Origin of the sequence: Pantoea sp. 22096 (assembly GCF_052045955.1) — a bacterium.
GTDB lineage: Bacteria > Pseudomonadota > Gammaproteobacteria > Enterobacterales > Enterobacteriaceae > Pantoea > Pantoea alfalfae.
The window spans coordinates 1482626-1495812 of record NZ_JBQEPW010000001.1 but is presented as its reverse complement, the minus strand read 5'-3'; the positions used below and the strand labels follow the sequence as shown (position 1 = coordinate 1495812).

General features: G+C 49.9%; 16 protein-coding genes and 1 pseudogene. 7 read left to right on the top strand and 10 right to left on the bottom strand.

Annotation, left to right across the window (positions count from 1 at the left end; translation table 11 throughout):
• Nucleotides 1-45: 45 nt before the first annotated feature.
• Genes purB through rluE form a run of 5 tightly spaced genes read right to left on the bottom strand, consistent with a single transcriptional unit; the run spans nucleotide 46 to nucleotide 4480 of the window.
• The gene (gene purB / locus ACTJKZ_RS06965) at nucleotides 46-1416 is read right to left on the bottom strand and encodes an adenylosuccinate lyase (RefSeq protein ID WP_161736355.1); all 1371 of its coding nucleotides are present in this window, start codon (nucleotides 1414-1416) and stop codon (nucleotides 46-48) included.
• Nucleotides 1417-1460: 44 nt separating this feature from the next.
• Nucleotides 1461-2102, bottom strand: coding sequence for a high frequency lysogenization protein HflD (gene hflD, locus ACTJKZ_RS06960; protein WP_033732295.1), 642 nt, complete (start codon nucleotides 2100-2102; stop codon nucleotides 1461-1463).
• 42 nt (nucleotides 2103-2144) lie between these two features.
• Nucleotides 2145-3257, bottom strand: coding sequence for a tRNA 2-thiouridine(34) synthase MnmA (gene mnmA / locus ACTJKZ_RS06955; protein WP_150038179.1), 1113 nt, complete (start codon nucleotides 3255-3257; stop codon nucleotides 2145-2147).
• A gap of 42 nt (nucleotides 3258-3299) precedes the next feature.
• Nucleotides 3300-3773 carry an NUDIX domain-containing protein gene (locus tag ACTJKZ_RS06950; protein ID WP_440829400.1) on the bottom strand — a complete coding sequence of 158 codons (474 nt, stop codon included), beginning with the start codon at nucleotides 3771-3773 and terminating at the stop codon, nucleotides 3300-3302.
• Between the two features lie 44 nt (nucleotides 3774-3817).
• Nucleotides 3818-4480: a 23S rRNA pseudouridine(2457) synthase RluE gene (gene rluE / locus ACTJKZ_RS06945; protein ID WP_440829399.1), complete on the bottom strand. Its 663-nt coding sequence runs from the start codon at nucleotides 4478-4480 to the stop codon at nucleotides 3818-3820.
• A 104-nt stretch (nucleotides 4481-4584) separates the two neighbouring features.
• Between rluE and icd the strand changes: the two genes are divergently transcribed.
• Nucleotides 4585-5835, top strand: a complete 1251-nt coding sequence (gene icd / locus ACTJKZ_RS06940) for an NADP-dependent isocitrate dehydrogenase (protein WP_013357495.1) — start codon at nucleotides 4585-4587, stop codon at nucleotides 5833-5835.
• Between the two features lie 137 nt (nucleotides 5836-5972).
• Here the strand turns inward: icd and ACTJKZ_RS06935 are convergent, their stop codons facing one another.
• From ACTJKZ_RS06935 to ACTJKZ_RS06925, 3 genes are all read right to left on the bottom strand, one after another.
• Nucleotides 5973-6134 (bottom strand): hypothetical protein, encoded by a 162-nt coding sequence (locus ACTJKZ_RS06935; RefSeq protein WP_202605064.1) that lies wholly within the window; start codon nucleotides 6132-6134, stop codon nucleotides 5973-5975.
• Between the two features lie 433 nt (nucleotides 6135-6567).
• Complete coding sequence (locus ACTJKZ_RS06930) at nucleotides 6568-7047, bottom strand: Hcp family type VI secretion system effector (RefSeq protein ID WP_285085877.1); 480 nt, start codon at nucleotides 7045-7047, stop codon at nucleotides 6568-6570.
• Nucleotides 7048-7461: 414 nt separating this feature from the next.
• Nucleotides 7462-8151, bottom strand: a complete 690-nt coding sequence (locus ACTJKZ_RS06925) for a hypothetical protein (protein ID WP_161736977.1) — start codon at nucleotides 8149-8151, stop codon at nucleotides 7462-7464.
• Nucleotides 8152-8380: 229 nt separating this feature from the next.
• Between ACTJKZ_RS06925 and ACTJKZ_RS06920 the strand changes: the two genes are divergently transcribed.
• The 6 genes and pseudogenes from ACTJKZ_RS06920 (at nucleotide 8381) to ACTJKZ_RS06895 (ending at nucleotide 11469) form a co-directional block, all read left to right on the top strand.
• Nucleotides 8381-8605, top strand: a complete 225-nt coding sequence (locus ACTJKZ_RS06920; RefSeq protein ID WP_161736978.1) for a hypothetical protein — start codon at nucleotides 8381-8383, stop codon at nucleotides 8603-8605.
• Between the two features lie 69 nt (nucleotides 8606-8674).
• The gene (locus ACTJKZ_RS06915) at nucleotides 8675-8872 is read left to right on the top strand and encodes a hypothetical protein (protein WP_253421619.1); all 198 of its coding nucleotides are present in this window, start codon (nucleotides 8675-8677) and stop codon (nucleotides 8870-8872) included.
• Between the two features lie 216 nt (nucleotides 8873-9088).
• Nucleotides 9089-9256: pseudogene (locus tag ACTJKZ_RS06910) on the top strand (isocitrate/isopropylmalate family dehydrogenase); the annotation flags it as partial.
• Between the two features lie 344 nt (nucleotides 9257-9600).
• Nucleotides 9601-9798: a hypothetical protein gene (locus tag ACTJKZ_RS06905; protein ID WP_161736980.1), complete on the top strand. Its 198-nt coding sequence runs from the start codon at nucleotides 9601-9603 to the stop codon at nucleotides 9796-9798.
• A 163-nt stretch (nucleotides 9799-9961) separates the two neighbouring features.
• A complete protein-coding gene (locus ACTJKZ_RS06900; RefSeq protein WP_033732300.1) occupies nucleotides 9962-10159 on the top strand; it encodes a hypothetical protein in 198 nt (65 codons plus the stop codon).
• Nucleotides 10160-10458: 299 nt separating this feature from the next.
• Entirely contained in the window at nucleotides 10459-11469 is a 1011-nt protein-coding gene (locus ACTJKZ_RS06895) for a glycosyltransferase family 9 protein (RefSeq protein WP_285085875.1), read from the top strand.
• On the opposite strand, the gene ACTJKZ_RS06890 is transcribed toward ACTJKZ_RS06895, so the two are convergent.
• On the bottom strand, nucleotides 11463-11792 hold the full coding sequence (locus ACTJKZ_RS06890; protein ID WP_161736982.1) for a DUF1493 family protein: 330 nt from the start codon (nucleotides 11790-11792) through the stop codon (nucleotides 11463-11465). The two genes, ACTJKZ_RS06895 and ACTJKZ_RS06890, sit on opposite strands and share 7 nt — an antisense overlap.
• Nucleotides 11792-12853 carry a glycosyltransferase family 9 protein gene (locus ACTJKZ_RS06885; RefSeq protein ID WP_440829398.1) on the bottom strand — a complete coding sequence of 354 codons (1062 nt, stop codon included), beginning with the start codon at nucleotides 12851-12853 and terminating at the stop codon, nucleotides 11792-11794. The genes ACTJKZ_RS06890 and ACTJKZ_RS06885 overlap by 1 nt, the downstream gene beginning before the upstream one ends.
• Nucleotides 12854-13187: the final 334 nt, after the last annotated feature.

Here is a 13187-nt window from a genome sequence, read left to right as displayed (position 1 = left end):
ACAAGATGTTAACGCAGACCGGACTGAGCCGGTCTGCGGCGGGCATTATTTCAGATCGTCAACCATCTGGATAGCGCGACCAATATAGTTTGCAGGCGTCATCTGCTTCAGACGCACTTTTTCCTCTTCCGGCAACGCCAGGCTGTCGATAAAGGCCTGCATACCGGCAGCGTCCACGCGTTTGCCGCGCGTCAGCTCTTTCAGCTTCTCATAGGGCTTTTCAATGCCGTAACGACGCATCACCGTCTGGATCGGCTCTGCCAGCACTTCCCAGTTGTGATCCAGCTCGTCCAGCAGGCGGTCACGGTTCACTTCCAGCTTAGAGATGCCTTTCAGCGTCGCCTGATAGGCGATCAGCGCATAGCCCACGCCCACCCCGAGGTTACGCAGCACGGTGGAGTCGGTCAGGTCACGCTGCCAGCGTGAGACCGGCAACTTGCTGGCCAGATGCTGCATGACAGCATTCGCCAGACCCAGATTGCCTTCGGAGTTTTCGAAGTCGATCGGGTTCACCTTGTGCGGCATGGTTGAGGAGCCAATTTCACCCGCAATAGTTTTCTGTTTGAAATGGTTCAGCGCCACATAACCCCAGATATCACGATCGAAATCGATCAGGATGGTGTTAAAGCGGGCGATACAGTCGAACATCTCAGCGATATAGTCGTGCGGCTCAATCTGCGTGGTGTACGGGTTCCAGGTGATCCCCAGTGAGGTCACGAAGTTCTCGCTCAGCGCGTGCCAGTCCACTTCGGGATAGGCAGCAATGTGAGCATTGTAGTTACCGACCGCGCCATTGATTTTACCCAACACTTCAATCTGCTTCAGCTGACGTAACTGACGCTCCAGACGATAGGCGACGTTGGCCATCTCTTTACCCATGGTCGACGGCGTCGCCGGCTGGCCGTGGGTGCGGGAGAGCAGCGGAATGTCACGGTATTCGCTGGCAAGACCTTTCACGGCGGTAATTAGCTGGTCCCAGTAAGGCAAAATCACGTCACGGCGGGCCGTTTCCAGCATCAGGGCATGCGACAGGTTATTGATATCTTCAGAGGTGCAGGCAAAGTGAATAAATTCAGAGACGGCATGCAGGGCAGGGATATCAGCCACTTTCTCTTTCAGGAAATACTCAACCGCTTTTACATCGTGGTTGGTGGTGCGCTCAATGGTTTTGATGCGGGCGGCATCGTCTTCTGAAAAACCGGCGACAATTGCATCAAGGAAAGCGTTTGCGTCGGCATCAAATGCAGGAACTTCCTTGATCTCTGCGGTCGCGGCCAGTTTTTGTAACCAGCGAACTTCAACCTCAACGCGGAATTTCAGCAGACCGAACTCGCTGAAAATCGCACGCAGCGGGCTGACTTTATCGCCGTAACGACCATCGACAGGTGAGACGGCGGTCAGAGAGGATAATTCCATCAGTGCAACTCCTGAATCATTTAGCAGTGTTTTGCCGCACCGACTTAGTAAGTCAGTGGCAGCCGGGATAAGAGGGTTTTCGCTTCACGCAGCAAACGCTGACGCGAGAACATCAGTTGCAGTCGGCCACCGCCGACCTGCTGCCACAACACGGCAGCGCGGATACCGGCTAACAGGGTGGCGCGCACTTTGCTCTGCACCTGCGTATTCTGCAGCACCGCAGGCGAACCGGTAACCTGAATACGCGGGCCAAGCGGGCTGATCACATCCACATAGATGCCAGCCATCGCGCTGAGGATGGTGTCTGACTCCAGTTCATAATGTGCCAGCTGGCGATCCAGCTGCGTGATGCGCTGTGCCAGCGTCGCCATGGCGGATTTACTGGCGCTGAGCTTGCGCTCCAGCACCATCATGCTGAGCGTGTAACGTGTCAGTTCTGCGCCGGCACCCTGGCGACTGCTGCTGTTCAGCACCGCCATCAGGGTTTCAAGTCCGAGGCGCAGGTTGGCTTCATTATTGCCGAACACCGCCAGCGTGGAGCCAGGATTAAGATCCAGCACGCTGCGCAGCGACACGGTCAGCGCCTCGGGCTGGCAGTGACCCTGCTGAGCCAGCTGCTGCACGAGATGGGCGGACTGACAGATGCCCGCCAGCGCCAGCGTGATTTCCTGATAATTTTTCGCCACGGTTACTCCTGTTTACGCGTCATCAACGCGGGCTGAGCCCGCTTACTCCGCCACTAACGGCAGACGCTGTTCGATAATACCGCCACCGAGGCAGACGTCGCCAAGATAAAACACCGCAGACTGACCTGGCGTGACTGCAGCAACCGGCTCGTCGAAACGCACCGCAATCCGGTCGTCGCCCTGTGGAATAATCTCACAGGGAATGTCGGTCTGACGATAGCGGGTTTTCACGGTGCAGCGCAGCGGAGCGGTGATTGGCTGACGATCAACCCAGTGCAACTGCTGCGCAATCAGGCCAACGGACATCAGACGCGGATGATCGCCGCCCTGGGCAACAATCAGACGGTTACGCGCCACATCTTTGTCGACCACATACCAGGGATCATCTTTGCTCTCTTTCAGGCCACCGATACCGAGACCCTTACGCTGTCCAAGCGTATGGTACATCAGCCCCTGATGTTCACCGACGATCTGACCTTCCGTAGTTTCTATTTCGCCAGGCTGAGCCGGGAGATAGCGCGCCAAAAAGTCGCGGAATTTGCGCTCGCCGATAAAGCAGATGCCGGTCGAGTCTTTTTTCTTCGCGGTGATCAGGTCCAGCTGTTCCGCGATGCGGCGCACTTCCGGTTTTTCCAGCTCGCCGACCGGAAACAGACTTTGGGCAATCTGCTCGTGGCTCAGAGTATAGAGGAAGTAGCTCTGGTCTTTGTTACCGTCCAGTCCGCGTAACAGCTGGCTCTGACCATCGACGTCCTTGCGGCGCACGTAGTGACCTGTAGCGATAAAATCTGCGCCCAGGTCTTCCGCCGCGAACTCCAGGAACGCTTTGAATTTGATCTCTTTGTTGCAGAGGATATCGGGGTTAGGCGTGCGGCCCGCTTTGTACTCTTCGAGGAAATGCTCAAAGACGTTATCCCAATACTCTGCGGCAAAGTTAACTTTATGCAGCTTCATACCGAGCTTGTCGCACACCGCTTGCGCATCCGCCAGATCGTCCGCGGCGGTACAATACTCCTCGCCATCGTCCTCCTCCCAATTCTTCATGAACAGGCCTTCAACCTGGTAGCCCTGCTGCTGCAGTAACCAGGCGGAAACGGAAGAATCGACGCCGCCGGACATACCGACGATCACTTTTTTCTGGCTGTTGTCAGACATGACACGCTCGCATTACGATAAAAAAACAGGCGGCGCATTCTATCATGCAGAAGGCAGACGCGCACCCTCGTGAAACGGCCACTGGAACGGGCTGACCAGATGTAACGGGTAGCGCGCGCCCTGTTGCCACAGGCGTACGCTTTCAGCGACCAGTGGCGAACGCAGGTTAGACGCAGTGAGAATCTGCGCTGGCGGCAGCCACCAGCAGCGATCGATGTCGCTGTCCTGCGGCTGAGTTGGCGCTTTTTCCGCCAGATCGACGCCAAACAGAAAACGCACAAAAGGCGTACTGTCGGGCGCGATCCACTGGTTTATCCCGATGAAATAGTGCATCGATGCCGCAATACCCGTCTCTTCATAGAGTTCACGTTCGGCGGCTTCCAGCAGGGTTTCATCCGCTTCGAGATGTCCGGCAGGCTGGTTCCAGGTAGGACGACCGTTGATCGTCTCTTCCACTACCAGCAGTTCACCCTCTGCCTGAACCAGACAGGCGACAGTCACATGAGGTTTAAACATTACTTCTCCGTAATTGTTAACCTGAGGTTATAAAAAATAGATTTTCAGGCAGGGCTCTCGCTGATTTCACGCCACGTACCCGGCGCCAGATCGTCGAGCGAATAGTTTCCCATGGCGTACCGAATTAACCGTAAGGTGGGAAAGCCGATATGGGCTGTCATCCGGCGCACCTGACGATTACGGCCTTCATACAGGGTGACTTTCAGCCACTGCGTCGGGATATTTTTGCGCTCGCGGATTGGCGGCTGACGCGGCCAGAGCCACGCCGGCTCAGCCACTTTTTCCACACCAGCGGGCAACGTCATGCCATCTTTCAGATTAACCCCTCCCCGGAGAGGCTGAAGATCCGCCTCCTGTGGCTCGCCTTCCACCTGCACATAATAGACCTTACCCGTGCGTTTGCCGGGCTGCGTCAGCGCGGCCTGCAGGGCACCGTCGTTGGTCAGTACCATCAGGCCTTCGCTATCACGGTCAAGGCGACCTGCGGCATAAACGTCTGCGACGCTGACAAAATCTTTCAGGGTGCGGCGGCCCGCTTCATCGGTGAATTGCGGCAAAACGTCGAACGGTTTGTTAAACAGAATGACACGTCGTGGAGCAGCAGGGCGGGCAGGCGCACGTCGCACATCACGCGTCGGGCGGCTGAATCGTTTATCCTGGTGAATTCGTTGAGTTGTTATTCGCATGGGCTTTGCAGTCAGAAACATTCGGCGCATTATAACGTGAAATTGCGGTGATTGGCGTGACGGAAATATTCAAGTAGTATTGACGCGCATCTTACAAATCATTAACAAACGCCCAGGAGAGGTTAATGGAAAGCAAAGTAGTAGTTCCGGCGGAAGGTCAGAAAATCACCCTGAATCAGGGCAAGCTTACAGTGCCAAACAATCCGGTCATTCCTTACATTGAGGGTGACGGTATCGGTGTTGATGTTTCCCCGGTGATGCTGAAAGTCGTGGACGCGGCGGTGAAGAAGGCCTACAACGGCGAGCGTAAAATCTCCTGGATGGAGATTTACACGGGTGAGAAGTCAGTTGAACTCTACGGTCAGGATGTCTGGCTGCCACAGGAAACGCTCGACTTAATCAAAGAATATCGCGTGGCCATTAAAGGCCCACTGACCACCCCGGTCGGCGGCGGTATTCGTTCACTGAACGTAGCACTGCGTCAGGAGCTTGACCTCTACGTCTGCCTGCGTCCGGTACGTTACTACAAAGGCACGCCAAGCCCGGTTAAACGCCCTGAAGAGACCGACATGGTGATCTTCCGTGAAAACTCCGAAGATATCTATGCGGGTATTGAGTGGAAAGCGGGCTCTGCCGAAGCGGACAAAGTGATCAAGTTCCTGCGCGAAGAGATGGGCGTGAAGAAAATTCGCTTCCCTGAGCAGTGCGGTATCGGCGTTAAGCCGTGTTCAGAAGCGGGTACCAAACGTCTGGTCCGCGCGGCAGTGGAATACACCATCACCAACGATCGTGATTCACTGACCCTGGTTCACAAAGGTAACATCATGAAGTTCACCGAAGGCTCTTTCAAAGACTGGGGATACCAGTTAGTGAAAGACGAGTTCGGCGGCGAACTGATCGACGGCGGCCCGTGGATGAAGTTCAAAAACCCGAACACCGGCAAAGAGATCATCGTGAAAGATGTGATTGCTGATGCGTTCCTGCAACAAATCCTGCTGCGTCCGGCAGAATATGACGTTATCGCCTGTATGAACCTGAACGGTGATTACATCTCTGACGCCCTGGCGGCGCAGGTTGGCGGTATCGGTATCGCACCAGGCGCTAACATCGGTGACGAGTGCGCGCTGTTTGAAGCAACCCACGGTACAGCACCTAAGTATGCCGGTCAGGATAAAGTGAACCCAGGTTCAGTGATCCTGTCTGCAGAAATGATGCTGCGTCATCTGGAGTGGTTCGAAGCGGCTGACCTGATTGTTAAAGGTGTTGAAGGTGCTATCGCTAACAAGACTGTGACTTACGATTTCGAACGCCTGATGGATGGCGCTAAGCTGCTGAAATGTTCAGAGTTTGGTGACGCGATCATCGAAAATATGTAATCCGCATTACTTAACATACAGCCAACACGAATGTAAAAATCGTGTTGGCTTTTTTTTGACTTTTTCCTGCAAAACGCCAGCAAAATCCTTCTGCTAAACTGAACGTAAATCGTACTGTTTTATACCGCCACCACCAGTCAATCTTTGCCCCTGTCATCGTCGTATTTATCGGTCTGCGTCTGGTTTTTTATGACCAGGTAGTGCTGTATGTCCATGCCCTGTTCACGATATAACCGCTCAGCCAGTGAGCGCTGCTCGTAGAATGTTGGTGGGGTGTCATTCTCTGTCAGGCTTGTCATTTTACGTGCTTTGATTAAGCCGGTAGTGATGGAGCTGATAGTTAGCGCTTCGCCACGTTCTGCCTGTGATGTTGTGTGATGATGGTGAATCACAAGTACGAAAGCTCTGATACTGAGGTTGAGGGTTAACCAAAAAAATAGTTGCTATGAATTAGCTAATAAACCTTTTTTACAGGGCCTTATGTCAGTCGACTTGTTTAACCGATCAATTCTGGAAAATTGATCGGTTAAACAAGTCGGAGCCAAATTAAAGATGAGTATATTTTGAACATGGTTAGAGAGAGCCTGATATATGAATAGGAAAACAACGTGAAGTTAATATTATTTGGGTGTGTGATAGGGTGGATAATAATATTTTTAATAATGAGCTTTTATAGAGTTTTCTTAATTTTATCTGCCAACACCAGCCCGGCTATTGCCGGGCTTTTTTTGTTCAATATGTTGCTCGTTGATTCCATGTGTCGCGGTAAATTACATTACCCTCCGTATACTTCCATGTAATCGCCTCATAATGTAATTCGAGCGTTTCGAGATGAGTACTACTCATACCGTTAGGGGCCAGATACGGCGCAACCGTTGTAAATTTTACGTTTTCCAGAATGATATTGAAATATTCTGCTTCGATGCCAGATTCCAGAATACGATACATTCGGATTATCGCTTTCTTCATGGTCCGGCCTTCGCAGACAGCGCGGTATAGGAGTGGCGTTGTTTGATCAAACTCTTTAACTATTGTAATGGGGCTGTGTACACGCGTACCTGTTAATTTTCCCCAGCTGGGATCTACAGGGATAGTTACGCCGTGTGAGAATGATTTTAATTCAATTGAGCCTAACCTTAATGGCATCTGGCAACTACCAACAATTGGTGATCCGTTTTCATCTTCAAGCCATAAATGAGCTGGTGTAGACATGTTATTTCCTTATAAAATCTTATGTTATTGCTTTCGTTTGAGCTTTAAGACTTCATATATTGATAAACTAACCATCAAAAATACAAAGAATAGAGGGATTAGCTATATAGGACTATCCGGGAAAAACATACCCTGAATCAGAGCGAACAATATGGTTAATGCTGTCGGTCCGTAATCCGAGATTAAAGATCTGGAAATTCGGCTTAAAAAATTTTAATTATAATTACCATTTCACATATCGACTAAATATATATATAACTGCTATGGCGAAAACCGGCACAAGCCAAAGCGGGGCGGCAGGAAAATAATTTATCTGAATCATTGCATAGGTTATTATTAATGCCTGTGGAGCGTATAACCCTACTAGAGATGTGAAAACTCGCCTCAGTAATCGTTTAATAATATTCAAAAGCATTATCCTATCATCCTGGTGATAATGTTTGCTATATTTTTATCCGATAGGGGTTGCTGGAAAGCACCAGCGCGTTTAAATAATGGCTCTATTAAGAAATACATCATTTCAAGTTCTTGTGTATAAAGAGCATTGTGATAAGTAGGGGACTGAATACTTAATCGATGAGCACTGTCAGCAGCGTTTTGTACGACGCCGTAAAGACCTGATAGCAATATAATACCACCTGTAAATCGCCCTGTAAGTGCGGCCATGTCTAGATTAAAATGCAATCCGAGAGAAACGGCGGCTGCCGTCGCCAACACAAATCCGTGATTAGTCAGGGAGCTAGCGGCGATATGAATATTCACCCCCATCAACAAACGTTTGATGTATTCTAACTGTTCAGATGTTTTATGGCGAAATACCTCATTAAAGTAGATTGTGAGCATTTCATAAACAATGTCTTCATGTCGCAAAATATGGTAAATACCTTTTACGAATCGAGTATCCTCAGTCTTTTGTTGCTGGCAAACATCGTTATAGGCATCGGTAAAGCAGGAAGTGTAATAGAGCGCGCGTCTGGCACCTGCACCTATAGTATCAATCTGGTTTGAGACTGCTTCTTTGACGCCTAAAAGAGCGTTGTCGAGATTTTTAGCTAAAATGTCATTTCCTTGTAAAAATCCTATTACCTGGTTGCTGTATTGCACTAGCCATTTCCTATGATCAATCCATGATTAGTGTTTTCAAATTATTAAAAAAATCTTTATATGTAAATACGTTAATCGTTTCAGTGGTGCGTTTGATCAATATAATTTGGAAGAGATGCTACAATTTTGTGATAAGTTTAACACAACGTTTAAATGGTTTTCTTTGAACAGGAGTCGGAATATGAAAAATGGATTTGAAGAAGCTATTTATAAGGCAGCATAGCCTGACATGACTATGGGCGAGGCTGTCTGGCAGCTGGTGGCCAGAGATGAAACGGTGACGCTGGAGACAATCGCCAGCGTGGTTGTGGCGCTATCAGAGCGGCGCGATAATCTGGCTGCCAGTATTGCACTGTCAGTCCTGCAGCAAGAATGGAAAACTCATCCACCGGCCTGTAAATTCAATAACTTTAATTGTTATTCAACTTTATTGCTTTGTGGCTTCTTTGCTTAAAAAACGCACTGTCAGATGAGGTCGAATCTGCTTCTTCGTATTGTGGCATCGCTTACGGGAGGAGGTGTTATGGAAGATAAATATACAACAGATGCAATCCACATCTGTCGGTTGATGTTTGGTCAAGCGGTGCTGGAATTGCTCAGCGATGATCAACTGGTAACCAAGGTTGCCCTGGAAGATAAAGTGAAGAAAATGCTTCCCGACTGCAAGCCCGAACTGGTTTACGATGTGGCTATTATGTTGCTCAAGCATAACATTCACTAAAATGTGAGGCTGGTTAAAAATCCCGGCAGCGTCAACTGCCGGGCTGACCACAAATAACCCGCTCAGTGGCGGGCTAGATTATCAGTGAATTTTTCTGCAAAACCCTAATCAATTCACCGATCTATATAGCTTAATCCCTCACATAAAAAACAGTTTGAACTACCCCAGTTAAGTTTTTATCGCACTAAATCAATAGATTAACCTCCTGATATTAGGGTAATGCTGCGTCACCTGGAGTGGTTCGAAGCGGCTGACCTGATTGTTAAAGGTGTTGAAGGCGCTATCGCTAACAAGACCGTGACTTACGATTTCGAACGCCTGATGGATGGTGCTAAACTGCTGAAATGTTCAGAGTTTGGTGACGCGATCATCGAAAATATGTAACGTCTGCTTAAGCCCACATCGCGCTAAACGCGATGTGGGCTTTTTTGTATCCGCTTTTCACACTTTTCCATTCTCTTCTCCTCCGCCTCTTCAGCCATGACGTGGTCAGCATTGATGCTCTGCTGACTCAGTAAAATAACGGGCGATTAGCGTCCCCTTCAACGTATGACTGAATTACTTTTCATTATCAACATCCTGAAAAATTCTTACCTGCGACTGAATATTTTAATATTTCTGCAAAATGCATTATCTGATGCCACTACAAAAGAAACCGTGAACGCAAAACTGGCATCTGTTTGTGACTGAATATCGTTACTGTAATAGCTCACTCATAAGGAGGATTTATGGACGCTAATTATACAAAAGACGCGATTTATATCTGTCGCCTGATGTTTGGGCAGGCTGTGCTGGAATTATTAGCAGATAATCAGCCAGTAACTAACCGCGCACTGGAAGCAAAGATAAAGGTAATGTTACCTGATGCGCAGCCTGCAATGATTTATAATGTTGCTCTTGATCTGTTGAACGACACTCTTTGTTAATAACCCCTGCTTCAGGTCAGTGCCCGGCATTAACGGTTACGCGCCAGGCTCTCCGCGCGTTTCACAGGATTCATTTTTGTAATCTGTGCCGCAAAATAAACAGTTCAGCATGATCCTGCTGCCGCAGGAGTGTACTCTTCTGCCGATACACAGGGAGAATATTATGGATGATGAGGCTGTAAGTGATGCCATTGCGGCATGTCGACTGCTGTTTGGTCAGGCTGTGATGGAAATTGTGGCTGAAGATAAGCCGGTAACCCGCGAGGCCATTACTGAAAAAATTCACCGCATGTTTACCGGCATTGAACCTGAACCCGTTATGAGGCTGGCCATCAGCCTGCTGAAAAATAGCGCCAGCTAATATAACGGTAATGTAACCACCACGTCAGGCCGCCATTCGCGGCCTTTCCTCCTTCTTTACGCTGACGCCTTAGCATGGGTGTTGTTAAATCAATCATCCGGCGGATGCGTGAGGCATTTCACTTGCCTGAAAAGCACCCATCGGCTTTCCACAATACGGCGACCATGGAACCAACCTCAATCTGCGCTGACTAATTTGCTGACTTATGCCGTTACGTTAGCGCTTCAGAGACGTTAATTGTGCGAGTCTCACTTTTATTCAGCCAGAACGGCGTAGCCTGTGCGCAGAGGATGTCAGACATGCGGGTTTTAATTATTTGTCGGGATAATATTGGCGATACCTTGCTGACCACGCCGCTCATCAGTGCGCTGGCGCAGTCGGGCCAGTATGAGGTCGATGTACTGACCAACAACTACGCTGCGCCCGTGTTACAGCATAATCCCGATATCCGGCAGCTCTTCTATTACACCAAGTTGCATCACCGTGAGGCAGGGCAGGGACGACTGGCCTGTGTGTTACAGCGACTGAAGCTGATGCTGAATCTGAAAAAGCAACGTTACGACATAGTGATTCTGGCCAAAAGCCGCTGGGATCAGCATGGCCTGAAGTGGGTTAAAATCGTACGTCCCGCCAGAGTGATCGCGCTGGGGAAGCAGCCGCATCCGCTGATCAGCGATTTACTGCCGCCGCCCAGCCAGTCACCCTGTCATATCAGCGAAACCCTGTTTAGCCTGGGGAGGGATTTGCGTCTCAGCGCCACTGCGCCAGGTAAACTGACCCTGCGGCCGGATGCGGCTATTGCGGCCGGCCTGCGAGACACCTGTGCGATTGATTCTGCTCTTCCGATCTATGCACTCCAGATCAGCGCCCGTAAGCCAAGTCAGCAGTGGGAAGCCACGCGGTTTGCCGGGCTGGCGGAGAAGATCGCGGCGCATCATCCCTGCCAGATCATGCTGCTCTGGTCACCTGGCAGCCGCGATAATCCGCGTCATCCGGGGGATGATGAAAAAGCGCGTGAAATCATGGCGCTCTGTCCGCACCTGCCGATAAAGGCGGTAGCAACTACCAGCCTGCCACAGCTGATTGCGGCTATGTCGTTATGTCAGGGGCTGGTGAGCAGTGATGGCGGAGCAATGCACATCGGTGCCGCACTGGGCCTGCCGGTGGTGGCGCTGTTTGGTGACAGCGATCCGGCGTGCTGGCATCCGTGGAAGGTCAACTATCAGGTGCTGCAACCGGCGTCACGTGAGGTCAACGCGTTGAGCAGCCGCGAGGTCTATGATGCCTTCGTCCATATGATTATTCAGTAATCTGCTTCAGGCCAGCGTCCACGGCTGGCCGCTTCACATAACATCGCGACCGTTACGGGACAATATCCGCCAGATTTAAACCACTTCATTGGTGTCATTCGCCGCAGGTGCGCCGCCGGAAAATAGCGGGCATCATCATAATGCTCAGAGCAGACGTTGAACGTGGCAAAAAAATCATTCATCAGAATCGCAAACTCCACTTCATTCAGTGGCAGCTGCTGCAGATGAAAACCCGCCCGATCCACTTTCCGGAACCCGCCCAGGGCGGTTGGCTGATTGTGGTATTCAATCAGCGCCATAATGGCGTGAGAAAGCTCGTTCATTATCCCACCAGTTTCGCCACGGCCTGCTCGACTTCTTCAGCCTTGATCGACGCCATCGGATGCTGTGTCGCCGTTTTATCCGGGCGATGAATAACAATATGGCGATCGCTGTCCTGGCAGGGGCCGGTATAGCGTGGATTGGCGGTAGAGAACAGGCTGACCGTTGGCGTCTGTGCCGCCACGGCGATGTGCAGTGGGCCGGTATCGCCGGTGACCAGCACGTTCAGCGTGCGGATCAGCGTAATCAGGCCGCTGAGATTCGTTTTGCCCGCCATTGGCGTCACACGCTTACGGCAGTGCAGCGGCAGGCTTTCGATAAATTGTTTCACAAGAGGCTGCTCAGCAGCCGTACCGGTGACAATGATTTCAGCGTCAGGCCAGCGTTCGAGCAACGCGGTCGCCAGCTGGCTGAATGAAGCCAGCGGCCAGCGGCGAATATCTTTTGATGCGCCTAACTGAAAACCGATACGGCGATGGCTGGCCGTTGCAGCCGAGCTGCTCGTTACCTCGGGAAGATGCATCCGGGTCTGCTCTGTCTCTGCACCCAGCGCTTCAATCAGTTTCAGCTTACGCTTAATGGTGTGGTCGTCGAAATAACCTGAATAGTGATCAAGATATTTATTCAGTACAGGGGATTCGCTGCCGTAATGATCGCGCACAATTGCTTTACTGCCGGTCAGCACCGAACTCATAATATCGTAAGGGAAATGGGCGTGTAATATCACTGACAGATCAGGTTTCTGGCGACGCAGTTTGAAAAATAGCGGCAGGAAATTCGCCACTTTGTTATCCCAGATATAGATCTTATCGAACCAGTTATAACGACTGACCAGATCCTTATTTTTCTTGCTGGAAACCAGAATAAATTTGCTGGTGGGAAAGCGATTTTTCAGGCTCCAGATAGCCGGCGTATTCATCAGAAAATCGCCCAGTGCCGTGGTGGAGTAAATCACGACTGTGCCGGGTGTCAGGGCCTGCAGGGCCTGCAGTTTTGTTCTGCCTGAAAATCGAGAATAAAGCGTTAAAAGTCGGTCTATCAGATAAATCTTTCTTTTCTTCACGGCTGAATTCTCTTTAATGCATCAATAATATTAAACAAAAGGTGTTGTGCATTATTAGAGAATATTCTTACGTCTAAAGTTCAGTAGGGAGAAATATTTTTTATTCTCCGTAGAATATTTGTTTAAACTGTTTCCACATTTTTAGTGTTGTTTATTCAGGGTATATATACAAAATTGTGTAAAAGAGGTAGGAAATTAGCGAAAAGAATTGGGACAATTCTTATAATAATGATATTCCATATTTTTAATCCCGCACTTAATTACTAGCAGGTTAACTATCAGAGGATTTATTTTACGGGTGCTATTCAATATAAAAAAAGAGAAACAAACCCCG

Coding starts and splice junctions, on each gene's coding strand:
- purB (WP_161736355.1), bottom strand. CDS start 1,416: ATGGAATTATCCTCTCTGACCGCCGTCTCACCTGTCGATGGTCGTTAC.
- mnmA (WP_150038179.1), bottom strand. CDS start 3,257: ATGTCTGACAACAGCCAGAAAAAAGTGATCGTCGGTATGTCCGGCGGC.
- ACTJKZ_RS06950 (WP_440829400.1), bottom strand. CDS start 3,773: ATGTTTAAACCTCATGTGACTGTCGCCTGTCTGGTTCAGGCAGAGGGT.
- rluE (WP_440829399.1), bottom strand. CDS start 4,480: ATGTTTCTGACTGCAAAGCCCATGCGAATAACAACTCAACGAATTCAC.
- icd (WP_013357495.1), top strand. CDS start 4,585: ATGGAAAGCAAAGTAGTAGTTCCGGCGGAAGGTCAGAAAATCACCCTG.
- ACTJKZ_RS06935 (WP_202605064.1), bottom strand. CDS start 6,134: ATGACAAGCCTGACAGAGAATGACACCCCACCAACATTCTACGAGCAG.
- ACTJKZ_RS06930 (WP_285085877.1), bottom strand. CDS start 7,047: ATGTCTACACCAGCTCATTTATGGCTTGAAGATGAAAACGGATCACCA.
- ACTJKZ_RS06920 (WP_161736978.1), top strand. CDS start 8,381: ATGACTATGGGCGAGGCTGTCTGGCAGCTGGTGGCCAGAGATGAAACG.
- ACTJKZ_RS06915 (WP_253421619.1), top strand. CDS start 8,675: ATGGAAGATAAATATACAACAGATGCAATCCACATCTGTCGGTTGATG.
- ACTJKZ_RS06905 (WP_161736980.1), top strand. CDS start 9,601: ATGGACGCTAATTATACAAAAGACGCGATTTATATCTGTCGCCTGATG.
- ACTJKZ_RS06900 (WP_033732300.1), top strand. CDS start 9,962: ATGGATGATGAGGCTGTAAGTGATGCCATTGCGGCATGTCGACTGCTG.
- ACTJKZ_RS06895 (WP_285085875.1), top strand. CDS start 10,459: ATGCGGGTTTTAATTATTTGTCGGGATAATATTGGCGATACCTTGCTG.
- ACTJKZ_RS06890 (WP_161736982.1), bottom strand. CDS start 11,792: ATGAACGAGCTTTCTCACGCCATTATGGCGCTGATTGAATACCACAAT.